This window comes from Halalkalibacter hemicellulosilyticusJCM 9152 (assembly GCF_000513115.1).
GTDB lineage: Bacteria > Bacillota > Bacilli > Bacillales > Bacillaceae_D > Halalkalibacter > Halalkalibacter hemicellulosilyticus.
Window position 1 is genome coordinate 115,002 of sequence record NZ_BAUU01000012.1, and the last position, 25,817, is coordinate 140,818.

General features: G+C 37.0%; 24 protein-coding genes and 2 pseudogenes. 8 read left to right on the forward strand and 18 right to left on the reverse strand.

The window, feature by feature from the left end; all coding sequences use genetic code 11:
* Positions 1-28 precede the first annotated feature (28 nt).
* The 5 genes from helD to JCM9152_RS09215 all read right to left on the reverse strand — a co-directional run bounded on the left by helD (position 29) and on the right by JCM9152_RS09215 (position 6,506).
* Positions 29-2,335, reverse strand: coding sequence for an RNA polymerase recycling motor HelD (gene helD, locus JCM9152_RS09195; protein WP_035343430.1), 2,307 nt, complete (start codon positions 2,333-2,335; stop codon positions 29-31).
* A gap of 295 nt (positions 2,336-2,630) precedes the next feature.
* The gene (locus tag JCM9152_RS09200) at positions 2,631-3,239 is read right to left on the reverse strand and encodes an alpha/beta hydrolase (protein WP_035343432.1); all 609 of its coding nucleotides are present in this window, start codon (positions 3,237-3,239) and stop codon (positions 2,631-2,633) included.
* Positions 3,240-3,250: 11 nt separating this feature from the next.
* Positions 3,251-4,231, reverse strand: coding sequence for a ring-cleaving dioxygenase (locus JCM9152_RS09205; RefSeq protein ID WP_035343433.1), 981 nt, complete (start codon positions 4,229-4,231; stop codon positions 3,251-3,253).
* Between the two features lie 288 nt (positions 4,232-4,519).
* On the reverse strand, positions 4,520-5,314 hold the full coding sequence (locus JCM9152_RS09210) for an HAD family hydrolase (RefSeq protein WP_035343434.1): 795 nt from the start codon (positions 5,312-5,314) through the stop codon (positions 4,520-4,522).
* Between the two features lie 121 nt (positions 5,315-5,435).
* Complete coding sequence (locus JCM9152_RS09215) at positions 5,436-6,506, reverse strand: branched-chain amino acid aminotransferase (protein ID WP_035343435.1); 1,071 nt, start codon at positions 6,504-6,506, stop codon at positions 5,436-5,438.
* Between the two features lie 174 nt (positions 6,507-6,680).
* Here JCM9152_RS09215 and JCM9152_RS09220 point away from each other — a divergent pair, with 174 nt between their 5' ends.
* Entirely contained in the window at positions 6,681-7,610 is a 930-nt protein-coding gene (locus JCM9152_RS09220) for an ArsR/SmtB family transcription factor (RefSeq protein ID WP_035343438.1), read from the forward strand.
* A 100-nt stretch (positions 7,611-7,710) separates the two neighbouring features.
* On the opposite strand, the pseudogene JCM9152_RS24020 reads toward JCM9152_RS09220, so the two are convergent.
* Positions 7,711-8,486 (reverse strand): annotated as a pseudogene (locus JCM9152_RS24020) (S1C family serine protease).
* A 144-nt stretch (positions 8,487-8,630) separates the two neighbouring features.
* On the opposite strand from JCM9152_RS24020, the gene JCM9152_RS09230 reads away from it, so the two are divergent.
* The 3 genes from JCM9152_RS09230 (at position 8,631) to JCM9152_RS09240 (ending at position 10,407) form a co-directional block, all read left to right on the forward strand.
* Entirely contained in the window at positions 8,631-8,978 is a 348-nt protein-coding gene (locus JCM9152_RS09230; protein ID WP_035343443.1) for a YojF family protein, read from the forward strand.
* Between the two features lie 17 nt (positions 8,979-8,995).
* Positions 8,996-9,667: a bacillithiol biosynthesis deacetylase BshB2 gene (gene bshB2, locus JCM9152_RS09235; RefSeq protein WP_035343448.1), complete on the forward strand. Its 672-nt coding sequence runs from the start codon at positions 8,996-8,998 to the stop codon at positions 9,665-9,667.
* A gap of 239 nt (positions 9,668-9,906) precedes the next feature.
* Complete coding sequence (locus JCM9152_RS09240; protein WP_035343450.1) at positions 9,907-10,407, forward strand: hypothetical protein; 501 nt, start codon at positions 9,907-9,909, stop codon at positions 10,405-10,407.
* 216 nt (positions 10,408-10,623) lie between these two features.
* Here the strand turns inward: JCM9152_RS09240 and JCM9152_RS09245 are convergent, their stop codons facing one another.
* The 4 genes from JCM9152_RS09245 to recQ all read right to left on the reverse strand — a co-directional run bounded on the left by JCM9152_RS09245 (position 10,624) and on the right by recQ (position 15,132).
* Complete coding sequence (locus JCM9152_RS09245; protein ID WP_035343452.1) at positions 10,624-11,520, reverse strand: DUF4349 domain-containing protein; 897 nt, start codon at positions 11,518-11,520, stop codon at positions 10,624-10,626.
* A gap of 246 nt (positions 11,521-11,766) precedes the next feature.
* Positions 11,767-12,102 (reverse strand): bacillithiol system redox-active protein YtxJ, encoded by a 336-nt coding sequence (gene ytxJ, locus JCM9152_RS09250; protein WP_235715674.1) that lies wholly within the window; start codon positions 12,100-12,102, stop codon positions 11,767-11,769.
* 14 nt (positions 12,103-12,116) lie between these two features.
* Positions 12,117-12,959 carry a DegV family protein gene (locus tag JCM9152_RS09255; protein ID WP_035343454.1) on the reverse strand — a complete coding sequence of 281 codons (843 nt, stop codon included), beginning with the start codon at positions 12,957-12,959 and terminating at the stop codon, positions 12,117-12,119.
* A 67-nt stretch (positions 12,960-13,026) separates the two neighbouring features.
* Positions 13,027-15,132, reverse strand: coding sequence for a DNA helicase RecQ (gene recQ / locus JCM9152_RS09260; RefSeq protein ID WP_035343457.1), 2,106 nt, complete (start codon positions 15,130-15,132; stop codon positions 13,027-13,029).
* 84 nt (positions 15,133-15,216) lie between these two features.
* Here recQ and JCM9152_RS09265 point away from each other — a divergent pair, with 84 nt between their 5' ends.
* Together JCM9152_RS09265 and JCM9152_RS09270 are read left to right on the forward strand one after the other, a co-directional pair.
* Complete coding sequence (locus tag JCM9152_RS09265) at positions 15,217-15,474, forward strand: hypothetical protein (RefSeq protein WP_035343459.1); 258 nt, start codon at positions 15,217-15,219, stop codon at positions 15,472-15,474.
* A 174-nt stretch (positions 15,475-15,648) separates the two neighbouring features.
* Positions 15,649-17,241, forward strand: a complete 1,593-nt coding sequence (locus tag JCM9152_RS09270; RefSeq protein WP_035343461.1) for an ABC-F family ATP-binding cassette domain-containing protein — start codon at positions 15,649-15,651, stop codon at positions 17,239-17,241.
* Positions 17,242-17,267: 26 nt separating this feature from the next.
* Here the strand turns inward: JCM9152_RS09270 and JCM9152_RS09275 are convergent, their stop codons facing one another.
* From JCM9152_RS09275 to JCM9152_RS09290, 4 genes and pseudogenes are all read right to left on the reverse strand, one after another.
* Positions 17,268-17,885, reverse strand: a complete 618-nt coding sequence (locus JCM9152_RS09275; protein ID WP_035343463.1) for a DedA family protein — start codon at positions 17,883-17,885, stop codon at positions 17,268-17,270.
* 26 nt (positions 17,886-17,911) lie between these two features.
* Positions 17,912-18,112, reverse strand: a complete 201-nt coding sequence (locus JCM9152_RS09280) for a DUF6501 family protein (RefSeq protein ID WP_035343465.1) — start codon at positions 18,110-18,112, stop codon at positions 17,912-17,914.
* Positions 18,113-18,237: 125 nt separating this feature from the next.
* Complete coding sequence (gene odhB, locus JCM9152_RS09285) at positions 18,238-19,485, reverse strand: 2-oxoglutarate dehydrogenase complex dihydrolipoyllysine-residue succinyltransferase (protein WP_035343467.1); 1,248 nt, start codon at positions 19,483-19,485, stop codon at positions 18,238-18,240.
* A gap of 15 nt (positions 19,486-19,500) precedes the next feature.
* Positions 19,501-22,346, reverse strand: a pseudogene (locus tag JCM9152_RS09290) (2-oxoglutarate dehydrogenase E1 component).
* A gap of 260 nt (positions 22,347-22,606) precedes the next feature.
* On the opposite strand from JCM9152_RS09290, the gene JCM9152_RS09295 reads away from it, so the two are divergent.
* Positions 22,607-23,182: a hypothetical protein gene (locus JCM9152_RS09295; RefSeq protein ID WP_035343469.1), complete on the forward strand. Its 576-nt coding sequence runs from the start codon at positions 22,607-22,609 to the stop codon at positions 23,180-23,182.
* Here JCM9152_RS09295 and JCM9152_RS09300 read toward each other — a convergent pair.
* The gene (locus JCM9152_RS09300) at positions 23,171-23,452 is read right to left on the reverse strand and encodes a hypothetical protein (protein ID WP_035343521.1); all 282 of its coding nucleotides are present in this window, start codon (positions 23,450-23,452) and stop codon (positions 23,171-23,173) included. The genes JCM9152_RS09295 and JCM9152_RS09300 overlap by 12 nt on opposite strands.
* A gap of 93 nt (positions 23,453-23,545) precedes the next feature.
* On the reverse strand, positions 23,546-24,187 hold the full coding sequence (locus tag JCM9152_RS09305) for a nitroreductase family protein (RefSeq protein WP_035343471.1): 642 nt from the start codon (positions 24,185-24,187) through the stop codon (positions 23,546-23,548).
* A gap of 210 nt (positions 24,188-24,397) precedes the next feature.
* Here JCM9152_RS09305 and JCM9152_RS09310 point away from each other — a divergent pair, with 210 nt between their 5' ends.
* Positions 24,398-24,910 carry a manganese efflux pump gene (locus tag JCM9152_RS09310; protein ID WP_148296464.1) on the forward strand — a complete coding sequence of 171 codons (513 nt, stop codon included), beginning with the start codon at positions 24,398-24,400 and terminating at the stop codon, positions 24,908-24,910.
* A 49-nt stretch (positions 24,911-24,959) separates the two neighbouring features.
* Here JCM9152_RS09310 and JCM9152_RS09315 read toward each other — a convergent pair whose 3' ends face one another.
* Entirely contained in the window at positions 24,960-25,211 is a 252-nt protein-coding gene (locus JCM9152_RS09315; protein ID WP_035343475.1) for a hypothetical protein, read from the reverse strand.
* A gap of 216 nt (positions 25,212-25,427) precedes the next feature.
* A complete protein-coding gene (locus JCM9152_RS22600) occupies positions 25,428-25,598 on the reverse strand; it encodes a hypothetical protein (RefSeq protein ID WP_158318430.1) in 171 nt (56 codons plus the stop codon).
* Positions 25,599-25,817: the final 219 nt, after the last annotated feature.

Here is a 25,817-nt window from a genome sequence, read left to right on the forward strand (position 1 = left end):
TTACTATACATGACGTATTAAGTCATTGTCATGTATAGAGCTCTTTGTTTTTCGGCAACAAAGGACTAAGCATATCGTCATAACATAATGTTAAAGAATGCATCGCTCTTGTACAGGCTGTATAAAGTAGGTTTCGTTCCTTTTCTTCTGAATAAGAATGAATGGATGCATCATAAATAATAACACAATCATATTCCATCCCTTTTGCTAAGTAAGCAGGAATCACTTGAATTGAGCTTTGTATTTCTGACGTATCTTTCTTTACATAGGTCATATTTAAATCATTGCTTAGCTGATGATAAGCTAAATACGTTTGCTCATCAGATTTGCAAATAATTGCAACCTTTCCTTCGTGCTCTCTCTGTAAACGATTTACTTCTTGAACGATTCTTTGCCGACGTTCTTCCTCATTCTTAACTTGAATGAGCATTGGCTTCGCACCAGAACGATTAAAGGGGATAATTCCTGAGTCAATGATTTCACTAGCAAGATCGATAATTTGTCTAGTAGAACGATAACTTTTTGTTAGCGAGTATGATTCTACTTTTTCTGAAAATGATGTTTCGTGAAACAATTGAAATGAATCCATGCGATAGGAATGAGCATAAATTGATTGATGAAGATCACCTAATATGGTAAATCGAGCCTTTGGAAATAATTTCATTAGATAAGCAAATTGAAATGGTGAGTAATCTTGAGCCTCATCTACAAACACATGCCTCATTGCCATATTCACTTCAAAACCTTCAATCATACTTCTTAAATAAAGAAACGGTGTCATATCTTCATAATATAACTTTCGTTTTTTTAATTGAGATACGGTCGTCTCGATCATTTCATTAAAATATAACTGATGCGGAAAAGATTTGGGATTTAGTGATTGTAAAAACTGTTCGTATAACAAGGGAAAATCGATAAATGAGAACTGACGAATGCTCGCACGTATTGGCTTTAATTTTCTCTTTACGATTAACGCACGTAGTAATGATTCCTCGCGAACAGAATCAACATAGCCATCACTTTCTCGTTCGATACGCTCATAAACAGTTTGAATGACACTATCAGAAAGTTGTTCAATCTCATCTAATACCCAATTTTGCTTTCGTTCTTCTTTTTCAAAGATATCTATATGTTTCAAAAGAGTCTCAATTAATTGTTCTATTCGATTAGGAATGGATAACGATGAATCGGTTTTATCAAAGTGTTCACTAATCCATTTCGATTGAAATAGAACCTCTCCGTGAAAATAAACATGATGAAACGGTAACCCAACTGATCGTAATGTATCAATAAATCGATCCATTTCCTTCATGAATGTGTATGATGATTTCATGTCAATAGATTCAAGTCTTTGAAGATAATCGTTTTCATCCTTCTTCGTTAATACATATTCAAGTTGATCATAAGGGTCTTCTATCTTCCAGCGTTTTCCTAAACGATGATGTAAATACGCTTGAAATGTCGTTTGTTGCATATTATCCTCACCTAGCTCTGGCAATACTTCTGCCACATATTGATTGAACAAAGCATTTGGTGAAAATAAGATAATTTGCTCCGCACTTATCTGTTCACGATAGCGATATAGAAGATAAGCAACACGTTGCATAGCAACTGATGTTTTGCCACTGCCGGCTACACCATTCACAATCAAAATTTTACTTCTCTCATTACGTATAATTTGATTTTGTTCCTGCTGAATCGTTGATACGATACTTTTCATTTGCGCAGATGATTGACTGCCTAATACTTCTTGTAAGACATCATCTCCAATCGTCATTCCTGTTTCAAAAACATGTCTAACTGTTCCTTGTCTAATAAGCATTTGCTTCTTTAAGAGTATCTCTCCCGTTACCTTCTCTAATGGTGTTTCATAGAATGCTTCACCTGGACCAAAATCATAATACATACTTGCTATAGGGGCACGCCAATCATAGATGTAAAAGTCATAGCCTTCTTCATTCGTAAGTGAAGCAATTCCAATATATATTTGCTCTACATCCGACTCACCCTTTTCGACAAAATTAATACGCCCAAAATAAGGTGAATCTTTTAAACGTTCAAGCTTTTTTAATTGATACGTATCATGCATTTGTGAACGTTCACGTTCCGATAATAATTCTGCTTGTTGTTTGATACTGGAAAACGTTTCAACAGCCTCTTCATCATTATCAAGGTTTACAGTAACGTCCTCCCAAAAATTCTTTTTTATAAAGGTTACATCAGTACCTCTTGCTGTGATTTGAGCTTCTAATTGATTCATGTATTGTTCTATATATGCAACTACTTCATTTACTCTTTTTTGCTCATATAATATGTCTGTCCGACTTATATTCATATAGACACGTCACTCCTTATTAACCGGTAACTTTCATTATCATATATCACACCTGTAAAATCTATACCTTAGTGAGCATTTTACTACAAAGAGCAAATGTAAACTGATTGAACTTCATCTACGATTTGATAAAAGATCTTTATTCCATTAATGATGAGCTTCCAAGTATTGGTTTAATGATAGAAAATAGACGAATTAATCTAAAAAATCCTTTGAGGAATGAGTCTCAAAGGATTTATGTTTACAGTCTAGGGTTTAGCAATATAACGATTGCTAATCCCCTTTTTAAAACAGGTTATTTAAATGTTTGGATGAACCACCGTTTACTTTCTTCAACCTCATCGCGTGTCAATTGATGCCCGCCTTCCTGCCAATAACTTGTAACATTAGCGTTCGAACCTTGCAGCAGTGTAATCAGCTCTTCAGTTTCTGTTGCTAGTATTAACGGATCTTGTTTACCAGCACCTATAAAAATAGAGCTGTTACTCAAATCAGGTAATGTTAATCCTTTAAGAGGTACCATCGCATGATATAAGATTGCACCTTTTAACGCGTTCTCGTAATGAAACAGTAAGCTTGCAGCAATATTTGCCCCATTGGAATATCCAATAGCTACAACTTTCTGTTCATCAAAACCGTATTCATCGGCTTTCTCCTTCACAAATGAATAAAGTTCTTTCGTTCGAAAGATTAAATCCTCTTCATCAAACACTCCTTCAGCAACTCGCCTGAAAAAACGTGCCATACCATTTTCCAACACATTCCCTCTAACGCTTAATACATTTGCTTCAGAGTCAATTAAAGCGGCAATCGGAAGCAAGTCCTCTTCGCTTCCTCCAGTTCCGTGCAACAATAAAAAAGTCAATCCGTTACGATCTTTTCCTTCTCGAAATAGATACTTCATAAAACACTCTCCTAACGTTTCGTATTTAATGGCTTAATCGTTGCTTCAATTTGCTCACGTTGATTTTCTAAGTACGGTGGAAGTGCTAACGTTTCACCTAACGTTTCAAAAGATTCATCCCCCTCAAACCCAGGACCGTCCGTTGCTAATTCAAATAATATGCCGTTTTGCTCACGGAAATACAGAGAACGGAAGTAATAACGTTCCACAAAACCTGAATTGGGTAGTCGGAATTGTTTCAATCGTTCAACCCATCTTGTTAATTCCTCTTCATTTTCAACACGAAAAGCTACATGGTGAACGCTTCCACGCCCTGGGCGTTCACGTGGCAAATCAGAACGCTCTTCTACATGTACTTCCGCACCAGATCCCCCTTCGCCCGTTTCAAAAACGCGAATATCCTTTTGACCTTCAACAGGTGACGGATATGATCGTATTTCTCGGTAGCCCATGAGATCCGTTAATATCATTGCTGTATGCTCGAATGTTGAAACAGTTAATTGGACTGGCCCTAATCCTATAACCGCATAGCGTTCAGGTACAGGACTTTCTTCCCAAGGAGTCCCTCCTGCAACACCGTTGTTCGTTTCATCTGATACTAACTGCAATCGTTGCCCTTCAAAATCCTCAAAGTTCAAGGTCTTTCTTCCTGTATATTCTGCTATCTCACTATGATTAACGTTAAAATGTTCAAAACGCTCCTTCCAATATAAGAGAGCTTCATCAGAAGGTACTCGTAAGCTCGTTAATGAAATACTATTCGTACCGCGATACGTTTGTCCAGCATAAGGCAATTCGAAAAATGTTAAATCAGTTCCTGGATTTCCTCGTTCATCGGCATAAAACAAATGATATACTGACGTATCATCTTGATTAACGGTTTTCTTAACCAACCTCATCCCCATTATCTCTGTATAGAAACGATAGTTTTTTTCTGCTTGACCTGTGATAGCTGATACATGGTGCTGTCCCTTTAATGGTTTTAATTCCATCTTTACTCACTCCTAATAGTTATTTCTTTCGGATACTCATTCTCTATTTTTCCCTCGTTCATTACATATATTGTACACGTATTTTATTTCGATGTAAAGTATTTCGATATCGAAATTTATAATATAGAAGAGGATAGGACTAAACAAAAGTGTTTAGCTGAGAATCCGAGCATTTAGAGAACATAGCGAAGTATATTTCAGGAACGGTGAAATTTGCTCCTCTCTGTATTTTGTTCGGCTTCTCATTGATTAAAATACTTTTGTCTCATCCTACTCCCTCATCATCAATTACTTTTGATTTTCAATTTGTTCAATGAGTGTGAATAAATCATTTAAATGCGTAATTTCATAAGAAGGAGTGACCTCATTACGTTCTTTTTCGTGTCGGTTAATCCAAACTGATGGAATTCCTACACGATTCGCGCCTAAAATATCCGTCATTAAGTTATCTCCTACCATTATTGCTTCATCCTTTTGAACATTTACTCGTGCAAGAGCATGTTCAAAAATAGATGGGTCTGGCTTACCTTTACCGAAGCCACCAGAAATAATAATTTCATCAAAGTATGGAGCGATCTCTGGTGTAATGGATAATTTCGTTTGCTGTAAATCAGGCGATCCGTTTGTTAGTAATAATAATTTATATGAACCTTTCAATTTATCTAACACCGAAAATGTTTCTTCGTAAACGAAAGGATGTTTCCGACGTTCCTCAGGAAAACGTTCGGCAAGCTTCTGGCCAAAGTTTGGTTCATCTATCCCTAACGATTTTAAACCGTTCGTCCACGCATCCCGTCGATAGACAGGGACAATTTCACTCATCTTTTTAAAATGTTCATGATCATCTAAAAAGTTTCCCCATAAGCCTTCAAAAGGATTAATCCCAATCATTTGGGTAAACTCATACGTTTCGTATGAAGAATATAATTTTCTTGCTTCTTCTCTAACAGCCTCTTCTAATGCTTTTGCATTAACACCGTATTGGTCTTGCGCTACCTTACACGTCTCTTCAAACGCCTTTGAAACACTTTTTTGATCCCAAAGAAGCGTATCATCTAAATCAAAAAAAATCGCCTTTAACATCTTTGCTCCCCCTAGCTACTTCATCATTAATATTCTATTTTGTACGCTAAAAATGACATTGCATGCTTAAATATTACATTGTTCACTATCTAAATTGCTTATTAAATGACCATTTAAATCGTTACTCTTGTACGTGCACAACCCATCCAAATGGATCCTCTTCTTTCCCTGTTTGAATGCTTGTTAAAGTTATATATAGCTTTTGCGCTAAGTCACCAGTTTGGCGATTATTAATCACCATTTGACGGTCATTCCATTTTAATTCTCCAACCGGTGAGATGACCGCAGCCGTACCTGTACCAAACGCCTCCTCAAGTTCTCCACGTTCGTATGCTGTAAATAGTTCATCGATAGAGATTTGGCGTTCGTTTACAATAATTCCCCATTTTTGTAATAGTTCAATGATCGATTTACGTGTAATCCCTTCTAGAATACTCCCATTTAGCTTAGGCGTAACAACTTCTCCATTTATCTTAAAAAAGACGTTCATACTTCCAACTTCCTCAATATATTTCTTTTCAATCCCATCAAGCCATAACACTTGAGAATAGCCTTCTTCTGTTGCTTTCTCTTGAGCTTTGTATGCGGCAGAGTAATTCCCTGCTGTTTTGGCTGTACCCGTCCCACCTTTTACAGCACGTGTGTAATCCTCCTCCACATGTATCCTAACTGGTTTAATCCCTTCTTTATAATAGGAACCAACTGGAGATAAAATAATCATACATGTGTACGTTTTGGAAGGGGCTAAACTTAAATTGGATTCAGTCGAGATAATAAATGGACGTATGTATAACGAATAGCCCTCTTCTTTTGGAATCCACTCTTTATCTAACTTAAGTAACTGTTTTAAGTAAACGATCATCTCATCTACATGAACCTTTGGCATGCTTAAACGCTCACTAGACCGATTGAGCCTTTTGAAATTTTCTTCCGGACGAAACATCAAAATTTGATCATCCGAAGTACGATAAGCTTTTAAACCTTCAAATACAGTTTGTCCATAATGAAAGATCATCGCAGCAGGGTCTAATGTAATTGGGTTATATGGAACAATTCGAGGGTTAAACCAACCTTTTCCATCTTCATAATCCATCACAAACATATGATCTGAATAGTGTCGACCAAATACTAGCTCATTTGTTTTAGGGATTTCTTTTCTTGTATTTGCTTGTTGAATATGTAATTCTCTCATCTTCTTCTCCTTTCAAATCACCATGTTCTTATTTTATAAATAAAAAGCAATGAATACAATGTCAATCTTCATCTACTATAAATTAGCCCCATTTGATTAAACGAAATCTTATATGTATAATTAAAAAGAAAATATTTCATGTAAACGCAATCAATAAAAAGTTGGAGGAACGAGATGCAACTCGATATTTCAAACAAATCATTGCCCGTCTTTGAAGCTCTTGCAAGTAATGTACGCCTTTCTATTATTCAAATTCTATCAAAGAAATCTTCAAATATACGAGAATTAGCTGAAGCAGTTGGGTTAAGTAGTGCTATTATGACGATGCACATTAAGAAGCTTGAAAAAGCAGGAATTATCCGAACTGAAATGGTACCTGGTCGAGCAGGTATACAAAAGCTCTGTATTTTAAATGTAGATGAAATTGATATTATTTTTCCAGTTAAGCAAAGTCAATCTCTTGATTTCCATCAAACAACACTTTCAGTCGGACATTTTACTGATTTTTCAATCGAGCCTACTTGTGGCCTTGCTACTGAGAAAATGATCATTGGACAATTCGACGATATTCGCTATTTTTTAGACCCTGAACGTTTTAATGCCAAAATCCTTTGGTTTGGAAAAGGATTTATTGAATACAAAGCACCAAATTTCCTCTTATCAAACGAAACACCGAAAGCATTAGAAATATCAATGGAACTTTCGTCTGAAGCACCGTTAACGAATGAACATTGGCCTTCTGATATTTCCTTCATTTTTAATGGAGTTGAGCTTGGAACATGGACAAGCCCTGGTGATTTCGGTGATAGCCTAGGCAAATATACACCAGACTGGTGGCCAAGAGTCATCAATCAATACGGACTATTGAAATGTATTCGCATAACTGAAAACGGCACATTTCTTGATGGGATAAAATTATCAGACTACTCGATTAATGACATTGATATTGAAGCAAAACAGTGGACGTTTAGAATCGCTATTCATGATGATGCAGAACATATAGGTGGAGTAACACTTTTCGGATCAGGATTTGGAAATTACAACCAAGATATTCTATTCCGATTATTTTACGAAAAGAATTTAGAAGAAATACTGCCTGAGTAAGTAAGATGACTTCGCTTCCGGCAGGCTCATCTGTCGCCTGCTGGAAGCTCATATACTGTCTCAATATCCTATCCTAATTATTTCGTCTTTCTATATTACCTTATTGTTCTTGTAACTCCGGAAAATGTTCATACACGCGTTCAAGAGGTACGGCTAATCCATAACCAGCTTCACTTCCGATTGTTCGTGCGTACACAACTCCTACTACTTCTCCTTCTTTCGATAATACTGGACTTCCACTATGACCAGGTAAAATAGTGTTTGTAATCTTCATGCGTTGGTATGTCCCCTCCGCGCTTTCAATTTCACCTTCATTCACAATAGAAGATTGTAATCCTGGGTTCCCGATCACGTATATTTCCTCATGCTCAGCAGCTCCATACTCTCTTAATGGTAAAATGGTAATTGATCTCCTTCTACTTTTAACAAAGCGAGGTCAGGTGTTTCAATTGATTTGATTACCTCTGCTTCATACACTTCCCCATTTGGTAAACTCACATAAAATGGCTCATTTTGTTCAATCACATGATGGTTTGTTAACATGTACCCATCAGGAGATATGATAAACCCTGTTCCCCGGCTTCCGCTTCCAGCGATAACAGCTACAGCCTCCTTATAGGATTCCATATGTTCAATTGTACTCAACTCTTCCGAAACTCGAGCTAGTTCTCTTGATTGAGGTGAAAACAAATCGAGCCATAAATTAAATATTTGAGCGACTAACAAAACAGCAACGAAAAGCCCGATGAATTGGAAAAGACGTTTTCTACTATTTTTTCTTTTTTTCTCTTCTTCTGTTTCTTCTTCTTCCATTAAAAAATCTTCAGGGGATGGCTCTTCAAATGAATCTACATCTGACTTGTCCAATTTCTTCATCTATTGTCACCTACTCTTTGTACCCTGTTATCTCTTTATTTTATCAAAAAAGAGCGATAACGTAAATCTGTAGTCAGTTTGATTGTTTGCTATGTGGCACTTACTATATAATAGAATTTAGTCGTAAGTTTAGGAGGGTTATTCATGGAAAGCATTCTCGTTGAAGAAGTTCAACATACATTAAGCTCTTATTGCAACAAACCTGTATACATTCATTTAGAAACGACGAATGGTGCCTATGCTTCCCATCATGATGAATCTTTTTTTTCTGCGGGAGCATTTATTCGTAATGCACAAGTTATTTATTCACATGGTAAAGTAGTTGGTGACGGTCCGTATCGAGTAGGATTAAAGCTAGAAATCGGTTGGATTTATGCTGAGGGGCTAACACATTATGAAATAGATGCAGAGAACCGATTGTTACTTGCAGGTCATGGAGCTGATGGGAAATTAGCAGTTGCTCTACAAATTAGTGAAAACCCATTTACATAAGAAGGGAGAGAATGAACATGGAATCAGAAAGACATGTATTGGTCGTATTCCCTCACCCAGATGATGAGACATTTGGAGCTGCAGGAACGATTGCCATGCACGCTAACCAAGGCACCCCCATTACGTATGCATGTTTAACATTAGGCGAAATGGGACGAAATTTAGGAAACCCACCATTCGCAACACGTGAATCATTACCACTTATAAGAAAGAAAGAATTGGAGCAAGCGGCAGAAGTAATGGGCATAGGCGATTTACGAATGTTAGGCTATCGTGATAAAACGATTGAATTTGAACCAGAAGAAGAATTACAAGCTGTTGTTCTTCATTTAATAGATGAGTTAAATCCTTCATTGGTCATTACCTTTTATCCTGGTCATTCTGTTCATCCCGACCATGATGCTACAGGGCGTGCTGTAACTCAAGCTGTACAGTCTCTACCAGTAGCGACTCGACCAAAAGTTCATTGTATTGCTTTTTCTAACAATCATCTAAATGATATAGGTGAACCTGATATTATTGTTAATATTGAACCCTTTGCAGAAGTGAAACGAAACGCATTACGAGCACACCTTTCGCAAACGGCTTGGATGTTAGAAGAAATGGAGCCAAAATGGAAAAAAGGTGACCCAGAAGCATTAGCCTGGCTACAGACAGAACGTTTCTGGACTTATCGATTTGCATTTTAATATGTTATAGAATAGCACTATTTAAGAGACCAGGACATAACGAACCTTTTGAATCCGAACCGAACAAAGTATACGTAGACTCCTTAGGGATAATAAGGAGGCCACAGTGGCTTTGTTCGGTTTTCATTTATTCATACACTTTTGTCCCAATCGCATTCACTTGAACATTCATCCTTCCTCTTGTATACTATGATATTTGTGAAGAAGAATTTTCATAGAAAAAGAAAAGGAGTGATTATGTGCTTTTAACCGAGCCACGCACGGATGAAAAGCAGTCAACACGTGATGATATAGAGTTCCAACTATTTCGTTTACAACAAAATGTAAAAGAAATAGCAAAAGACAAGCAAGTGATTGGAATTGAACAGTCGAAAGACGAAAAATGGGTGATTGTATCCATGATAGATGATGGGCATTCATGTCATATTATGATTCATGAGTGCCACTCTGCATACCGTGGACACTGGGACTTTATGCTTCAAGCTCAATATACGGATGATTTCAGCATTTTTATCGGCGATATTAAAGGGAAAGAAAATAAAGGCTTTGGCTCCATCTGTATCGAGTATTTAAAGGATCATGCCAAAGAACAGAATATCCATTGTATTAAAGGAGACCTCGCTAAGCGAGATTGGGGCCATCTGGATAGACTCATCCATTTTTATAAGAAGCATCATTTTAATGTTGAAGTTGACGAATCTGAGAAATACGGTGAAGTCAACTGGCAATCACATGCGTAAGTCATTGTTATCCTTAATGAAGGAAACCCATTCTTATCATTAAAATACGGTATGTGAAATTATTTATACGTTGTTAAGAGACCGAAAGAAATTCTGTTCTTTCGGTCCTTTAAATTCATATTTAACATTTCTCAAATTCAAATATTTGTTAACATGGCAATAACTACATTGATATAGCTTTTCAAATATGGTAGCCATTAGTTACAATTCTCTATTCTAGTCTATCGTTTCCTTCTTTTCCTTGTTACGTCTCAACCTGAATAAAATAACAAACGCTAGAACGAAAAGGGGAATCAGGAGCGGACTTAAACCTATTAACCATACAATAATAGCTGAAACGGAAGTAATTAAGAAATTAACTGTATCAATAAATAATTTCTTTGCCTCTTCCCAAGTATTCAAGTCTTCTTCACCTTGGATCGTTCCTACTCTAACAGCACTTTCTTTCAAATCGATACTAACGCTAGAAAAGCTAACTTGATTTTCAAGGTATTGCATACGACCAATGATACGCTCAATTTCTTCTTGTATATTCGCTAAATCCTTTGAAATCGCTAATAAGTTTTCCGTATCCTCGGCTTCATCGAGAAATTGTAGCAACCGTGCTTCAACCGCTTCCTTTGAAGATAAGCGCGATTGTAAATCAACATATTCCTCTGTAACATCCTGAGCAAAAATCTCCTGATGGTTCACCTTGCGAACGTGGTCACTCACATCTTCCATAAAAAGGACAAATGATTGTTCTGGCACACGAAAAACCATTGTACCGTATGGGTTTGTTTCTGATTCAAAAAAGGAGGATTCAACTACGTAACCATTGTAATCTGAAGCTCTCTCTTGAATATGACCCATACTTTCCATTAAGCTATCTACTTCAACTGACATATGTGATTGATAAGAAATCATCCTTTCTTCTGCAAATGCCGCTTCTTCACCTGATACAACATCACCTGAGCTTTCCATGCTATCAACAACAGCAGGACTACTACTTCCGCTCTCAACAGCATACTCTACGCTCGCAGTATCTTCAGCAATTAATTCTTTTTCATAACTTTGACAACCAATAGTGGTTAGCAACAAACTAACGATGAAGATCAGAAATACTTTTTTCATCTTGACACACCGTCTCTCTTTTTACAAATGAAACGAGTGCTGACTGAAAATGGTTTCAAAATAATTTCTATTTTCAGCCTCCCCTTATTTTCTACAGGTACATCCTGTCCGCTCAAGATCCATTGCTAACTTATGTACACGCTTATCAATGTCTTAATAAAAAAATGCATTTGAATACTTATCTCATTGCAAGAAAGTGGTATTTAAAGGTTGTCCCGTAACCTTCAAATACCACTTTTGTTGTTACTATATTTGCTCAGTTATTGCCTCTTTCGTAACTGCCCAATGTGTAGCTGACCAAATGACCTGTTGATCTTTCACCAAAATACACTGTGGCGATTCATGCTTCAAATTTAAATCTTCAGCAATTTGATTAGATATAGGACGTTGTTCAATTACCTTCACTAAGGCAAACTTGATTTCATCATTATCTTGATCGTTCACATAGGCAATGAATTGATTATACGCTTCTGCACTTATTGGACATGTTGTACTATGCTTCAACACTAACGTCGGTGTATGACTAGTTAACAGCTCTTTCCATTCATCCATCAATTGTATTTCCATTACTTTCTCACTCATCTAAAACACCTCTTTTATTCGTAATAATACATAAATGCTAATGCACCGGGTCCAGTGTGTGTACTAATGATTGGTGATGTCTCTGCAATTGATACAGGTGCATCTGTTAATAACCGTATCATATCTCGGACTTTAATAGCTAGTTTTTCAGCATCTACTTGAGAAATTCCAATTCTCTTTACCTTTTTTCCTGCTGTCTCTTGTTCAAATTTTTTCTTGAAAAATGCTAATATCTTTTGCTCTGTTCTTACTTTAGCAACAGGGGTGTACACACCGTCATCTAGAGAGGCAATCGGTTTAATTTTCAATAATGATCCTATGAGCGCTCTTCCTCGCCCTATTCTGCCACCCTTTACTAAATAGTCTAACGTATCAACCATCATATATAAAGACGTTTGCTCACGTATCATATTTAAATGAGTGACTATGTCCTTCACAGAAAAGCCTTGCCTCGCTTTTTCTGCCGCTTCCATTACTTGAAATCCAAGAGCCTGTGAAATAAATGATGAATTCACGACTGTCACTTTACCATTAAATTCTTGCGCAGCAGCTCGTGCAGATTGATACGTACCGCTCATGCCTTCGGTAATGTGAATTGAAACGACATGAGTCGTTGAAGGGTCGGTTAATAAACGTTCATACACTTCCGAAAAAGAGCCCATTGATGGTTGCGATGTTTTTGGTAATTCCTCTGATGACTTGAGCTTATTTAGAAATTCTTGCTTCGTTAAATCAACACCATCGAGAAAAGTCTCGGATTGAAATGTAATCGATAACGGTACAACAGTAATGTCATAAGTCTGAATAACTTCAGTAGTTAAATCACAAGTTGAATCTGTTACAATTTTAATCGTCATGAAAGCGCTCCTAACAAATAATCTCCTTACTACTATACCACAAGAACCACATCAAACCGGATGAAAATTATATCAGTAATGTGAAACGTATATCTTGATAAGAAATCGACTCTGGTAATACTTCTTTAATCGGCTTCAATCGTTCAGTCCCAACTTCTTCAGCTGCCTTGTGGATAAGCATTTTCTTATGATCGTCTACATATTGTCCTAATTTCAAATTATATCCTTCCTGTTCTGCTCTTATTAAATGCTTGACGATCGTGATTTCCGTTAAAGAAAAATAGTCAGCCAAATCAGGAACAGACGGCTGTTTCTTAAATCGTTTTGCCGTATCTAAATAATTCGTCTTTACTTTTCCAGTACTACCTCTTGTTTTTATAGGCGCCTGAACTGGCTTTCGATCAACAAACTGCTTTAATTCTTCTAAAAAAGCATGCCCATACTTGTCCCACTTTTGTTCACCTACACCATTAATCGCTATAAATTCGTCTTTTGATTGTGGAATATACTGACTCATCTCCCTTAATGTACGGTCTGAAAAGATCATATATGGAGGAATCTGCTGTTCTGAAGCTAGTGATTTTCTTAATGCACGCATTGCTTCAAATACATCATTTTGCTCTTTAGGCTTATCATGCTCTTTCTCTGCAAAAACATAAATATTCTTCTCTCCTTTCAATACAGGTAATACTTTTTCTGTCAAGGTCAATGTTGGATAGGAGCTTCCAGTCGGTGCAATATACTCTTCTGCGATTAATAAATCAATTAATTGAGCTACTTGCTTCTGATTCCATTTGTTTAATAACCCATATGTAGGTAGTTCTTGAAAACGAAATTGCTTTATCTTTTGATTAGATGAGCCGATTAATATTTGAGAAATAATCGTTTTTCCAAATTTTTCTCTAACTCTTTTAATACATGAAAAGACCATTTGCGCCTCTTTCGTTCGATCTAGCTTCTCTCCTTCCTTTAGACAATTTGAACAACGTCCACATGTATCATTTGATCGATCGCCAAAATAATCTAATAAATATTGTTGAAGGCAACGTTCTGTATGACAAAAACTGGTCATCTGTTGTAATTTTTCATATTCATGTTTCATTCGTTCCTCATTTAATAATGATTGTTCAATAAGGAAGGATTGCGTACGAATATCTTGCGGAGAAAATAAAAGAATACATTCACTTGATTCTCCATCTCGTCCGGCTCGTCCAGCTTCTTGATAATAAGCCTCTATCGTTCGTGGCATATTGTAATGGATTACATACCTTACATTCGATTTATCAATCCCCATTCCGAATGCATTCGTTGCTACAATGACCGGTGATCGATCATGAGTAAAATCTTCTTGAGCCTTTATTCTCTTCTCCTCAGACATTCCTCCATGATAGGCAACAACTTCAATCTGCTTCATAGTGAGCCATTCAGAAATGGATTCAACTTCTTTACGAGTAGACGTGTAAATAATTCCTGATTCATTCTTTCTACTGTTCAAGTACGACAACAGAAAGTCTCTTTTATCGATCCCTTTTTTTACTTGAAAACGCAAATTATGACGAGAAAACCCTGTGATGACAGTATGTTCATCAGAAACAGACAAATATGTCTGCAAATCCTCCTGGACTTGCTTAGTAGCTGTCGCCGTTAATGCCAATACAGTGGGTGCGCCTTTTAGACTATCCACCCATTTCGGAATGGATAAATAACTCGGTCGAAAATCGTGTCCCCATTGCGACAAGCAGTGCGCTTCATCAATGGCTATTAACGACACATCTACCTGCTCAATAAGAGATTGAAAGCTAGAATGTTCAATTCGTTCTGGAGCAACATATACGAGCTTATATGTACCGTTTCGAATACCTTCATATCTTTGTTTTTCTTCCTGAGTAGATAATGAACTATTAATATACGTCGCAGCCATATTAAGTTCTGTTAACGCATCTACCTGATCTTTCATCAGTGAAATTAACGGAGAAATAACGATTGTCACCCCAGGTAAAATGAATGCGGGTATTTGATAACAAATAGATTTTCCTCCACCTGTCGGCATGATGCCGAGTGTGCGCTGCTTCGATAAGACCGATTGAATGATCTCCTCTTGCCCTTTACGAAATTGATCATATCCATATATTAACTTTAATTTCTTTTTAGCAGAGTCCATTAAAGCTTCCATTAGTGTCTCCTTTTTATCTTCACAGTATTTACTGCTATTATTTTGGTTATCTTATTTATAAAGAATTAGAACAGAGGTGGCATTATGAATGAATCTTTACAACGGTTAAATACCATTTGTATTATTATTTTAGCCTTTTTCATGCTCTTTCCTGTTTTTATTTGGCTTTTCACTGGAACACCATTTGTTGAATCTTATCAACTATTCCCACTTGATTTATCACTTTTCTTTGCCATTTTGTTAGGAGCGGTTATTGTTAATTACACCATTAAATCGTCAAAGCTATTAATAACGATAATGGGAGTAGCACTCGCTAGTTTAATCGTTTATTACCTTCTATAGTAAAGATCGTAGCATATATCCGTCCATTGTTCGATACGTTCATCAATTAAGTATCCAATCGATATACATTCTATTATCGAGAAATCTTTATAAAATTGTATTTAAGTACTATCACTTTAACGCTTTGAATGGTATAATGCATTCGATATATAGACATTGGAGGATACGTAATACATGATTACAGTAACGAATGTTGGATTGCAATATGGAGATCGGAAGTTATTTGAAGATGTAAACATTAAGTTCACCCCTGGAAATTGTTACGGATTAATTGGAGCTAATGGGGCTGGAAAATCAACTTTTTTGAAAGTTTTATCAGGAGAAATTGAACCACAAAAAGGTGATGTGCACCTTAAGCCAGGGCAACGCTTAGCTGTTTTAAAGCAAAACCATTTTGAATATGAAGAAATCGAAGTATTAACAACTGTTATAATGGGGCATCAGCGCTTGTATAAAGTCATGCAAGAAAAAGATGCGATCTATATGAAGGAAGATTTCTCAGACGAAGATGGGATGAAAGCAGCTGAGCTTGAAGGAGAATTCGCTGAGTTAAATGGTTGGGAAGCTGAATCAGAAGCAGCAATCCTTTTAAAGGGGCTTGGCATTAAGGAAGAATTACACACGAAGAAAATGGCTGATTTAACCGGTTCCGAAAAGGTCAAAGTTTTACTTGCTCAAGCCTTATTTGGAGAACCAGATGTTCTTTTATTAGATGAGCCAACGAACCATCTAGATTTAGCAGCTATAGAGTGGCTCGAAGAATTCCTGATTCAATTTGAAAATACCGTTATCGTCGTTTCACATGATCGACACTTCTTAAATAAGGTATGTACACATATCGCCGATTTAGATTTTGGAAAAATTCAAATTTATGTCGGAAATTATGATTTTTGGTATGAATCAAGTCAACTTGCACTGAAGATGGCTCAAGATCAAAATAAGAAAAAAGAAGAAAAGATTAAAGAGCTCCAGAGCTTCATTGCACGGTTTAGTGCGAACGCTTCTAAATCCAAACAAGCGACTTCACGTAAAAAGCTTTTAGATAAAATTGAACTTGATGATATTCGACCATCTTCAAGAAAATACCCATATGTTCACTTTACAGCTGAACGTGAAATTGGAAATGACGTGTTAATGGTTGAAGGAATTAGTAAAACGATTGACGGTGAACAAGTCTTAAATAATGTTAGTTTCACAATGAACCGCGAGGACAAAATTGCTCTTGTCGGAGATCATGAATTAGCAAAAACAGCGCTTTTTAAAATTTTAACAGGTGAAATGGAACCTGACAGTGGATCGTTCAAATGGGGTATTACGACTTCACAAGCCTATTTTCCAAAGGACAACTCCGAATATTTCGAAGGAAGCGATTTAAACTTAGTTGATTGGCTCAGACAATACTCACCAGATGATGATAGTGATACATTCTTAAGAGGCTTTCTAGGAAGAATGCTGTTCTCAGGAGATGAAGTTAAGAAAAAAGCGAGTGTTCTATCTGGAGGCGAAAAGGTTCGTTGTATGCTCTCTAAAATGATGCTAAGTGGGGCAAATGTCCTTCTTCTAGATGAACCTACAAACCACCTTGACTTAGAATCGATTACAGCAGTGAATAATGGATTGATTAATTTCAAGGGGGCCATGATCTTTAATTCTCATGACCACCAATTTAATGAGTCCATTGCAAACCGAATCATTGAATTAACCGATGACGGGCTCAATGATAAGGAAATGAGTTATAATGAATATTTAGATTTTCGTAAAAAATAATCATTCCAACGTAAAGCTCTAGTCATTTAGCTAGGGCTTTGACTTTTTTTCCTTAAGCGATATTTACCAAACCGTATAACAATAACGATGATTAATAGACATGCTAACGCAATGATAACCGTATAAACGAAAGTAGTCCAATCGGTAATCGTTCGTCCAAAATAAAAGCCAATTAAAAAGTAAAAGCTTTGCCAAATCAGCGCTGACGAAAATGAAACAATCGCAAACCTATGATATTTCACTTTAGACATCCCCATACCGAGTGGTACAGCATGACGGATAAATGGAAAAAAATAGCTAAAACTTGCCGCTTTTAAGCCATACCGATCTAATAACACCTTCCCTTTATTAGCCCTAACCCTCCAAACCGATTTTGTTTTTTCATCTGGGGTCGTATTTGAAACCTTTTGAATCTTCGTACCGATCATATATAACAAGCTTCCATGAAAGAGAATACTAGAAAAGACAACCGCGAAGGTCGGAAGAGGTGTAAGTAATGTTGTAGTAGCTAATAAACCGGAGCTCATAAGTAAAACTTCATTAGGAACAGGGAACAAGAAAAGCCCGATAATAAGCGTAATAAATAAGGCAAGATACCCACATTGTCGAATAAATGTTATCCATATATCGAGATCTTCTCCCATACTATTTCCCCCTTCCCATTATGAAGCTAACCTTTGAAATAATCTTTATAATATCCACCAACAGAACCTGTATTATCAATCACAAAATAAAATTCATCTGTTTCATTTTTAAGTTCATACGTTTTCCCTTTTGTTAGCGCACGATCAACCATATATTTCTTTGCATTCGTATGAATACACTCCAGTTTTCTAATCGTTTTCCGTTCTGACCAATTTACATGAATCATACCTTCACTTCCTTCTTACGTAGTTTCATCGATAGTATAACATGAATGGGAAAAAGGTGGCACCCCATCTTACTGCAAAAATCATAAAACAAGGATGCCTCAAACGGCATCCTTGTTCATATACATTAACCTTCTAGTAATAACGTCTCAGGATCTTCGAGCATTTCCTTAATACGCACTAGGAAACTAACGGCTTCTTTACCGTCAACAATTCTGTGGTCATAAGACAATGCAATATACATCATTGGACGATTTTCGAAGTTGTCTTGATCAATGGCGACTGGACGCCATTGGATTTTGTGCATACCTAATATTCCGACTTGAGGGGCATTTAAAATTGGTGTCGACCATAATGAACCGAAAACACCACCATTGGTTATCGTAAAAGTTCCACCTTGTAAATCAGAAAGTCCTAATTTGTTATCACGTGCTTTCTTACCAAGCTCTGAAATCTCACTTTCAATACCAGCAAAGCCAAGCTTATCTGCATCACGAACAACTGGAACAACAAGCCCATCATCTGTTGAAACCGCAACCCCAATATCATAGAAATTCTTTTTAATAATTTCATCACCTTGAATTTCTGCGTTTAATAAAGGGAATTCTTTCAATGCTCCAATGACCGCCTTTGTGAAGAATGACATAAATCCTAATTTCACTCCATGCTTATCATAGAATGCATCCTTACGTCTTTTACGAACATCCATCACAGCTGTCATATCAACTTCATTAAAAGTCGTTAACATGGCAGCCGTTTGCTGAGACTCCACTAAACGTTTCGCAATCGTCTGACGCCGTCTTGACATTTTAATTCGTTCAACAGGCTTCGCATCGTTAGTAGACGACATATTTGAAGCGGGTTGAGCTGCTTTAGCCTGTGGAGCAGGCTTAGATTGATGTGCATCAACATCGTGCTTTCGAATTCGACCTGTTGGATCTGTTGTTCGTACAGCTTGAAGATCAATTCCCTTTTCACGTGCTAGCTTACGAGCAGCAGGTGAAGCGAGTAACCGTTCATTCGCTGGCGATTCTGACTTATCTACAGTTGTTTCCTTTGCTGCAGGTAAGTCCTTCTCACTCTTATCTGCTTTTTCAGCAGATGATGATTCTTCTTTTGTGCCTGCTGTTGAAGCTGTTCCTGTTTCATCAATGACAGCAATCACTTCGCCTACTTCAACCGTATCCCCAGGCTCTCGCGTAAATTCCTTGATGACACCTGAATGCTCAGCAATAATTTCTACATTCACTTTGTCGGTTTCTAACTCGGCAATATACTCCCCTTGATTCACATGTTCTCCAACTTCTTTTAACCATTGTGCTATCGTTCCCTCTGTAATTGACTCCGCTAGTTCTGGTACTTTAATCTCTATCACCGTAATGGCCTCCTCTTAGTGTTTACGTGTCAAAGATTCTGTCACAATACGTAGTTGCTCTTTCTTATGAGAAACCGGATCTCCCTCTGATGGACTTGAGCGATGTGTTCGACCGATGTAGCTAACCGACACACCCTCTGGTGCAATTTCTTTCACCCTAGATTCCATAAAAGGCCATGCTCCCATATTTTTTGGTTCTTCTTGAACCCATACAATTTCTTTAAGGTTTTTATATTTTGAGAACAAATGACGAATCGGTCTTTTCGGGAATGGATAAAGCTCTTCAACTCGAGCGATATGCAACCAATCCCAATCTTCATCTTGCTTTTTCACTTGATCAGCTAGATCGATTGCAACCTTTCCACTACACAATATAATGCGTTCAACGTTATCGACCTTTTCTCCTAACCCAGTTTGCTCGTATACAGGTAAAAATTCCCCATCGGTAAATGCATCATGTGTGGAAGCCACATCCTGATTACGCAATAAGCTCTTTGGTGTCATAATAATCAATGGTCTTACAGCATTTTTTTGGAGGATTTTTGCTTGTCTTCTTAAAATGTGAAAATATTGGGCTGCTGACGTACAGTTCGCAATCGTCCAATTATTCTCAGCTGCAAGAACTAAAAAGCGCTCGACTCTTCCACTAGAATGCTCAGGACCTTGACCTTCATATCCGTGAGGTAAAAGAACGACTAATCCTGACTTTTGCCCCCATTTCGCTCGACCTGCAGATACCCATTGATCAAAAATAACTTGTGCACCATTAGCAAAATCGCCAAACTGTGCTTCCCACAGAACAAGCGTTTCAGGTGATTGAACATTGTAGCCATATTCAAAACCAACTACAGCTTGCTCAGAGAGAGGGCTATTGTACACAGCGAACGACGCATTGGCTCCATCAAATTCTTGAAGCGGAGTAAACACTTCATCATTTGAGCGATCATGTAAGACAAGATGTCGATGAGCAAATGTTCCTCGTTCGGAATCTTGTCCACTAAGACGAATAGGAGTTCCATCATGCAAAATCGTTGCAAACGCTAATGTTTCTGCTAAAGCCCAATCTATTTTGCCATTTTCCTTAAATGCATCACCACGGCGCTTTAGAATTTTTTCAAGCTTCACATTTGCTTTGAATTCATTTGGCCAATTCAGTAATTGCTCATTTAATTCCTTTAATGTATCAAGTGCTACATTTGTCTTTAACTTAGGCAACCCATTGACGATATAATCAGGCGGTGATAATTCAAACGTCTTTTCTCTCTTCTTTGCGACAATTTCATCATAATCAGCTTGTAAGGTTGATTGAAATTCCTTATCTAATTCATCACCATAAGAGGCAGCGATCACTTCGTTGTTAGCAAGCTGTTCTGCATAAATGGCACGAACAGTAGGATGTTTGCGAATTTTTTCGTAAGTACCCGGTTGAGTAACTGCAGGCTCATCCATTTCATTATGTCCAAAGCGACGGTAACCAATTAAATCAATAAGGAAATCTTTTTTATATTTATTGCGATACATGACAGCTAAATGAATAGCGGCAATACAGGCTTCTGGATCATCGGCATTAACATGAATGATCGGAATCTCAAATCCTTTTGCTGGATCACTTGCATATGTTGTTGATCTTGAATCATACGTTTCTGTCGTAAAGCCGATATTGTTATTGGCAATAATATGTAGCGATCCTCCAACTTGATATCCTTTTAGCCGACTTAAATTCAACGTCTCTGTTACAATTCCTTGACCTGGGAACGCTGCATCTCCATGAATTAACACCGAGTACGCCTGGGAAACATCTTGCTTAGGAAACCCTTTTTTACTACGATCCTCTTGTGCTGCCCGAGCATAACCCTCCACAATCGGACTTACAAATTCTAAGTGACTAGGGTTGTTTGCTAGTGAAACAATCGCTTCGGCTGTATTCTCATCACGAATTTGACGATCTGCTCCTAAGTGATATTTCACATCTCCCGTCCAACCGTTTTTCGTTCCCGTTGAATTATCAGAAGGAATTAAATCTTTTGGTGCATGTAAAAATTCAGAAAAAATCATCTTGTAAGGTTTATTTAATGTATGTGCTAACACATTTAAACGACCACGATGAGCCATTCCAATTAATACGTGCTTCGTACCATTATGTACTACATCTCTTACAGCTTCATCCAACATTGGCACTAGGATATCTAATCCCTCAATGGAGAAGCGTTTTTGTCCAACAAATGTGCGATGAATAAACTTTTCAAATCCTTCTACCTGTGTTAAACGTTTAAGAAGGTTTACTTTTGTTTCTTTTGTAAAAGAAGGGATATATTCCCCTGATTCAACCATTTGTACTAACCACTGGCGTTCTTCCATATCGTGCACGTGGTTAAATTCAAATGCAATCTTTTTTGTGTAAACATCTTTCAAATAATTAATAGCATCCAATCCATCTTTCACATAAGCAGGTGCATCTGGACAAATTAAATCAACAGGTACATTTTTTACTGAATCCTCAGTTAAATGATATCGCTTTAATTCAAAAATTTCAGAATGCTTGCTTGATTGGTTAATCGGATTTGTTCCGGATACTAAATGCCCTTTACGGCGAATCATATCTGCTAATTTTACCGCATTCACATACGTCCTCATCTGATTCGATGAAGGCTCAACTTGTGAAGCTGAAACGGAAACACGATTACCTGATGCCGTTTCTTGGTCAGTCGGTGGAGGCCCCCATTCTTCAAATAATTCTCGCATATGTTGATCAACTGAATTGGGGTTTTCTAGAAATGACTCATATAACTCAATGGCGACGCAAGATTCGGACCATGAAACCCCTGCCATGGTTCTCCCGGATTGTGCTCCTTGCTTGACATGATGTAATTACCTCCTAATTTGTCTCCTAACTAACATCTATGATAGCAATGAATATATAACGCTTTCACACGTATTTTAACATATTGCGCGAATTTGTTAAAGTTTTACTACATATATTCATAGAATTATTTTGTAAGGTTATTTCACAATAGGTAGAGCATTCTTTTGTGACATTTCACTAAGGAAAATAGTGATGAGCACCCTCTTTTACCAAACGATAAATTATGATATGTTACACTGATGGGAGGTTAAATATATTATGATAGAAATTGACAATACCTATGATCAAATTGTTTCTAGAGCTTGTTTAAACTGTCAAGATCCACAATTTCAACCTCCAAAAGGGATAGAAAAGGTTGGTTGCTGTTCTTATAGTCCTACATTTCAACTTCTAGAAATTTCCCGAATATGCAATGATCATATAGATCAATTTTGGTCGATCTATCATCATCCTGCTGCCGTCATTCATCCTTACTCCATTTTCGTGAAAGCCAAAGTTGATCCATCATTTGATCAGCTTAACACTCCATTCTTAACACAGCTGGAAAAAGATGATCAACAAACTAGCTATTCCATTTGTCATTTTTTCAAAAAAGGGAAAGGATGTTCTCTTCACCCGCAGTTTAAAAATGCCGTCTGTCGGACATTCATTTGTACAACGATTGAAGAGCAATTAACGACGACTGAGCAAAAGGCGATGAATGAGATGATAAAACGAGTTTACCAAGAGACTCGAAAGTTTCAAACGTTTCATAGTAAATCCTTAAAAAGTCAATCGCTAAATTTAAAAAATAATCCAGAGGCAATTGTGCACTATTTCCAATCAATTAACTAACACATGTTGCTGTACCCATTGTTCAAATTGCTTTTTTTCATTTTCGGTAAACTGAAACAAATGGCAATCACAACCTTCATCCCGTAAAACAACTTGTAAAATGGTTTGTCCAGACAGAATTACTAAAGCCTCAGGATCAACTAGTTCTTTTGGCGCATCTCCGGAAAACGCGATCACATAATGAGTCCATTGATTCACTTCATATGTTTCTTTTACATGTAAGTTTGTAAACGTACATTCATGATAATCCTCAAATTCTAAATCAATCATTGCCTTTCCTCTCGCCTCTTTCACCATTAAATGTCATCTTAAAAAACACGATGAAGAAGCTCACTGGTGGGACTTCTTCATCGTTCATACTACTTAAAAACTATTATATGTAGTTACCTGATCAATTGGCTTTCGTTCTGACGGGTAGGCTTCCTTTAAAGCAGTACCTACTGTGATTAACATAACGGGTACGAAACGACTAGGGATATGAAAAGTCTCGATTAATTCATCACGTTTAAATCCACCAATTGGGCAAGTATCATACCCCTTTTCTTTGGCAGCTATCATAAACTGCATACCAGCAAGTGAAGCATTTAAAAATGCCGCATCACGTGCAAAGGATGTTTCCTTCCCAAATTCATAAGCACGCTCAATTTGACTTACAAGAGAATCTCGTACTTCTTTTGCCAACTGTCCTTTTTCTAATGCAGCATCATATATTTTACTTGCTTCTTTCCCTGCTTCACAATCTCCTAACAATACAATAACTGCAGAACTATCGACAATCTGTTGTTGATAATAAGCAATTGGTAACAACTCTTCTTTTTTCTTTTGATTATTAATAACTAAAAAGCGCCAATGTTGCAAATTCCAAGCGGAAGGGGCAGTTGTTGCAGCTTCAAGTAATTCAGTCATTTCTTCTCTTGTAATTTCTAAACCTGGCTTATAATGTTTAACCGAATGACGATTGTTCATTACGGCGATCGCACTTGCTAATTGTTCTCGAATACTCATTCTTGTGTACTCTCCTTCATCAATTGATTTCCTTTATCGTATCTAACGTATCATTATAGTGTAAACTAATTTGCTCACTTTAAGCACCTTCGAATGACACCTCAACCTTTGTCTGTTGTTTCGTTCTGATCCATATCACGAAGCAGTTTCTTCCACTTGAGTAGACTAGTTCATTTTATTTGTACATAAGATGAACAGAGGTGAATCATTTTGACTTATCTAACCATCTTCTTAATGGCCCTTTTAGTCAGTTTAGATGCTTTTGCGATCGGTTTCTTATTCGGTCTTAAACGAATACGTATCCCATTATCTCTCATTATCATGATTGCGTGCATTTCTAGTGCGATTATTTTTATCTCAATGACCATTGGCCGTTTAGTTGGTGATTTCATTCCGACAACGTTAACCGACACTTTATCAGGCTTGTTTTTAATTGGGTTAGCCTTTTACCACCTTTTTTTTGAGATACCATTTTATCGTAAGTCGTTTTTATTCGTTATCACGCTTTTTATGAATATCGATAATATCGGCTACGGATTCCAAGCAGGATTTCAAAATCATTCATTTCTTTTCGCACCATTATCGGGCATGATCATTCTATTCGCCTTTGTTTTTGGGGTCATTTACGGTCACGTTACAACAAACCGTATCATCCTTCATTACTTACGTTTCTTACCTAGCCTTCTATTCTTTTTTCTTGGTTTACTGAAACTAATCAAGTAGCTCTTACATGTGAAAAGAACTCAACGAGGTGTTCCTCTTGAGTTCTTTCTCAACGAACAATTCCTACACTATGCTGCTTAGCAACCGAAATTTCAAAGAAGTCATCACCGTCTTCATATATACGATCAATGATAATAAGAACATCCTCAAACGAAACAGAGTGGTTGTTCGTTTGATTGTCCTTCATAAATTGTATCATTGCTTTAATCTCTTCATTTATTCGTTTTTCAAGATTTTCATCTGTCGTTCGTTTATGACGAATTCGATCAGTAAAATCTTCTGGATATTGAGGTAAACCCATATGACATTCCTCACTTTCATCTTCATATATGTTCATCTTAATTGTAAGAAGGGAAATGATCAACTGTTGTGTAAGAATATTTCCTAGGCAAGCGCATAAATCTACAAAGTCCTACAGCTAGATAGAACTTTTGGGTATATTATCGACAATAACTTCATCATTTTGACTATAATTTAAAACACCCGTAATGAGAATCATTCCATTACGGGTGTTGAATCATTCATTTTTTTCGTAAATAATAATCGCTAAAAATCGTTCACTTGATCCATCATACGCTCCTGTTAATTTAATATCAACAAATTCTCCGTTTAAGTTCTGAATGGTTTCGTTAATTCGATCCTCCATCGTTTTCGATGAAGACGTTTTGATTACTTTGACTTGACGCATCATCAACACCTCCTCATAGCATATATTACCTATTCTATACAATAACCTTCTAACCCTTTTTCTAAACAAAATAATTTAAGAAAAAAAGGTTCGATCGTACCCCTCTCACCTGATTTCAACTTACCGTTCCCTTCTGCTGGAGTCGATCACCCATCCCGTCCACTTTCATTTCCTTTTAATCAAACAGAACCCCCCCCATCTATGAAGTGAACCCAAAAA

Coding starts and splice junctions, on each gene's coding strand:
- JCM9152_RS09305 (WP_035343471.1), bottom strand. CDS start 24,187: ATGAGTATTCGAGAACAATTAGCAAGTGCGATCGCCGTAATGAACAAT.
- JCM9152_RS09315 (WP_035343475.1), bottom strand. CDS start 25,211: ATGGGTTTACCTCAATATCCAGAAGATTTTACTGATCGAATTCGTCAT.
- bshB2 (WP_035343448.1), top strand. CDS start 8,996: ATGGAATCAGAAAGACATGTATTGGTCGTATTCCCTCACCCAGATGAT.
- JCM9152_RS09270 (WP_035343461.1), top strand. CDS start 15,649: ATGATTACAGTAACGAATGTTGGATTGCAATATGGAGATCGGAAGTTA.
- ytxJ (WP_235715674.1), bottom strand. CDS start 12,102: ATGAGTGAGAAAGTAATGGAAATACAATTGATGGATGAATGGAAAGAG.
- JCM9152_RS09300 (WP_035343521.1), bottom strand. CDS start 23,452: ATGATTGATTTAGAATTTGAGGATTATCATGAATGTACGTTTACAAAC.
- JCM9152_RS09220 (WP_035343438.1), top strand. CDS start 6,681: ATGCAACTCGATATTTCAAACAAATCATTGCCCGTCTTTGAAGCTCTT.
- JCM9152_RS09265 (WP_035343459.1), top strand. CDS start 15,217: ATGAATGAATCTTTACAACGGTTAAATACCATTTGTATTATTATTTTA.
- JCM9152_RS09205 (WP_035343433.1), bottom strand. CDS start 4,231: ATGGAATTAAAACCATTAAAGGGACAGCACCATGTATCAGCTATCACA.
- JCM9152_RS09215 (WP_035343435.1), bottom strand. CDS start 6,506: ATGAGAGAATTACATATTCAACAAGCAAATACAAGAAAAGAAATCCCT.
- JCM9152_RS09200 (WP_035343432.1), bottom strand. CDS start 3,239: ATGAAGTATCTATTTCGAGAAGGAAAAGATCGTAACGGATTGACTTTT.
- JCM9152_RS09275 (WP_035343463.1), bottom strand. CDS start 17,885: ATGGGAGAAGATCTCGATATATGGATAACATTTATTCGACAATGTGGG.
- helD (WP_035343430.1), bottom strand. CDS start 2,335: ATGAATATAAGTCGGACAGACATATTATATGAGCAAAAAAGAGTAAAT.
- JCM9152_RS09280 (WP_035343465.1), bottom strand. CDS start 18,112: ATGATTCATGTAAATTGGTCAGAACGGAAAACGATTAGAAAACTGGAG.
- JCM9152_RS09255 (WP_035343454.1), bottom strand. CDS start 12,959: ATGACGATTAAAATTGTAACAGATTCAACTTGTGATTTAACTACTGAA.
- JCM9152_RS22600 (WP_158318430.1), bottom strand. CDS start 25,598: ATGCGTCAAGTCAAAGTAATCAAAACGTCTTCATCGAAAACGATGGAG.
- JCM9152_RS09245 (WP_035343452.1), bottom strand. CDS start 11,520: ATGAAAAAAGTATTTCTGATCTTCATCGTTAGTTTGTTGCTAACCACT.
- recQ (WP_035343457.1), bottom strand. CDS start 15,132: ATGGAAGCTTTAATGGACTCTGCTAAAAAGAAATTAAAGTTAATATAT.
- JCM9152_RS09230 (WP_035343443.1), top strand. CDS start 8,631: ATGGAAAGCATTCTCGTTGAAGAAGTTCAACATACATTAAGCTCTTAT.
- JCM9152_RS09210 (WP_035343434.1), bottom strand. CDS start 5,314: ATGTTAAAGGCGATTTTTTTTGATTTAGATGATACGCTTCTTTGGGAT.
- JCM9152_RS09295 (WP_035343469.1), top strand. CDS start 22,607: ATGATAGAAATTGACAATACCTATGATCAAATTGTTTCTAGAGCTTGT.